We start from the raw sequence: 228 nt of genomic DNA on the forward strand, positions 1-228 counted from the left end.
CGGCGGGTAACTGTCGGCCGGCGGGGCGGACGCCCTCAACATGTACCTCGACCGCGACATCGACGCGGGGATGACCCGCACCCAGAAGCGGGCGCTCGTGAACGGGGTGGGCGGGCCCCGCGAGGGGGGGGGCCTCGGGCTAGCCGTTGGGGGGGGCTCCACGCCCTTGCTGGGGCTGCTGGGTCACCGGGCCTCGAGATCGGGAGAGAGTCGTGTAGAGAAAGGGGG

General features: G+C 73.2%; 1 pseudogene. It reads left to right on the forward strand.

The annotated features are described in order from the left end of the window. Positions 1 to 10 precede the first annotated feature (10 nt). A pseudogene (locus C7C46_RS33310) lies at positions 11 to 228 on the forward strand (UbiA family prenyltransferase); the annotation flags it as partial.

It is taken from the genome of Streptomyces tateyamensis (assembly GCF_003205575.1).
Taxonomy (GTDB): domain Bacteria; phylum Actinomycetota; class Actinomycetes; order Streptomycetales; family Streptomycetaceae; genus Kitasatospora; species Kitasatospora tateyamensis.